We start from the raw sequence: 1,819 nt of genomic DNA, 5'->3' as shown, positions 1-1,819 counted from the left end.
AAATCTTTTTTCAAAAAATACTAGATTATTGTTAAATTCATTAACTTCTTTTAATTCTAAACTATCTAAAGTTTTAAGAGATTTAACTTCATCAATGCTATTATAATTTTGCACTTCATATATTTTTGCATTACTTAATTTAAAATAATTTACAATTGCTCTTTTATATTTTTCTTCTTTTTCTAAATTACATTTATATCCGCTTTTAGAATAATCATATTTATAATTTGTATACTCATTTTTAAAATCCCAAAATAATAAATAGCCTTCTACTTCTAATTGCCTTTCAAGAGAGCAAAGCTCTTTTTTGGTTTTAAGAAATTTATCATAAGTTGAACTGAAGTATTTACTATAGATATCGTATGAATACTGAACAAGCATTAAAAAAGCGAAAATAGCAATGATAAAAAACGCTAAACTCAAACCAACAAATAAAGATTTTTTTATTAATTCTTTAATAAAAGAAAGCATTTATTCTCCTTTTACTTAAAATCTTTTCAATTTTCTTTTGTTGTTTTGCTATGTATTTTTCGCCTAGTGGTTGTGCTTCTTCTCTAAATTCCATTTCATAGCCACCTTTACTCATCGCAGAATACTTTTGTCTAAACTCTGTGTATAAAAAATAAACTGATAAATCATCAACAAAAGGCAATGAAACCAGCTTGGTTTTAGTTTGATATATTGTGTAAGTTTTTAAGTTTTTACCATTTAATAAAAACAATATTAAATAACTTGATAAAATATCTAATATTACAAAAAATATAAGTATAGGAAAGAAAATTATTCTAGCTATCTGATAGTCTAATCTATAATTTAAGCTTTTATTTTCTATTTCTTTAATATTGTAAGCATCCTTATTAAATATATATGAACACGCTAAAGCAGGTCGTTTAGATTGCAATCTAAAAACTATATCACTTTTATTTATCGTTGCGGTTACTTTTTTGTAACTTTTTGCTATACCAAAAAGACCTTCTTTATCTATTGTATATGTTTCAAAATATATCTTTTCATTATCTACGCTAATATAAAAATCATTATTTTTAACAAATCTAAGTCTTTTTATTTGTCTAAGTTTTAAAAAGAATGCAACGAAAAAAATACCATCAATAATGCCACTCCAACCTTTTTGAATTCTTCGTATGTCAGTCATTGTTTTTTCGGGTTTACTATTTAATTCATTGATAATATCTATTGTAAAATAAAACAAGATAAAAATAAGTAAAATTGAAAAAATCTCATTAAATAACCTAATAAGCTCTAAACTATATAAATAATCGTTTTTTATTTTATAATCTTTTAAATTGTCTATATTCATATTTAACCTTGTAAAAATAAGATTAATTATATCAAACAAATAATAAAAATTCATAAAATTTAAAAATATTTATTAAAATTATGTTACTTTTCGTAATAAATAATATTAAAAAATATTTTTTGATTTAATTTCAAATTCATAATTCAAATTCTTTTAAAACTATAAATAATATTTATTAAATTATTTATAGTTTTAGTGTTTATAGATTTTGTTGTTTGTATAAATGTGCGTAGTATCCATTAAGCTCCATTAGTCTTGTATGATTTCCACACTCAACCAAATTACCCTTATCAAGGACTAATATCTCATCACAATCTTTAACCGTGCTTATGTATATTTTTCGTATCAATTCATTCTTATTTTTTATTTTTTGATTAAGCAACCTATATTATTTAATATGATTTTTCAAATTTTAAACAAAGTGTTAATCTAACATTTTTATATATATTTTTATTTATATTTTCTCTAAAGGCATATTAGCAATACATCATTGTATATCAT

3 protein-coding genes are annotated in these 1,819 nt (G+C 21.6%); all 3 read right to left on the bottom strand.

What is annotated here, in order from left to right; all coding sequences use genetic code 11:
• Positions 1–471 (bottom strand): hypothetical protein (locus tag KJQ99_RS09285; RefSeq protein ID WP_214150649.1); only part of this gene is annotated, 471 nt, incomplete at its 3' end.
• Positions 455–1,318, bottom strand: a complete 864-nt coding sequence (locus tag KJQ99_RS09280; RefSeq protein ID WP_214150648.1) for a hypothetical protein — start codon at positions 1,316–1,318, stop codon at positions 455–457. The genes KJQ99_RS09280 and KJQ99_RS09285, both read right to left, overlap by 17 nt.
• 199 nt (positions 1,319–1,517) lie before the next feature.
• A complete protein-coding gene (locus KJQ99_RS09275; protein WP_214150647.1) occupies positions 1,518–1,667 on the bottom strand; it encodes a hypothetical protein in 150 nt (49 codons plus the stop codon).
• Positions 1,668–1,819 lie beyond the last annotated feature (152 nt).

The sequence above is a fragment of the Campylobacter sp. 2018MI13 genome, assembly GCF_018501135.1.
Classification (GTDB): Bacteria; Campylobacterota; Campylobacteria; order Campylobacterales; family Campylobacteraceae; genus Campylobacter_E.
The sequence above is the reverse complement of the archived record's forward strand: the minus strand, read 5'-3'. Positions and strand labels throughout refer to the sequence as shown.

Coding starts and splice junctions, on each gene's coding strand:
- KJQ99_RS09280 (WP_214150648.1), bottom strand. CDS start 1,318: ATGAATATAGACAATTTAAAAGATTATAAAATAAAAAACGATTATTTA.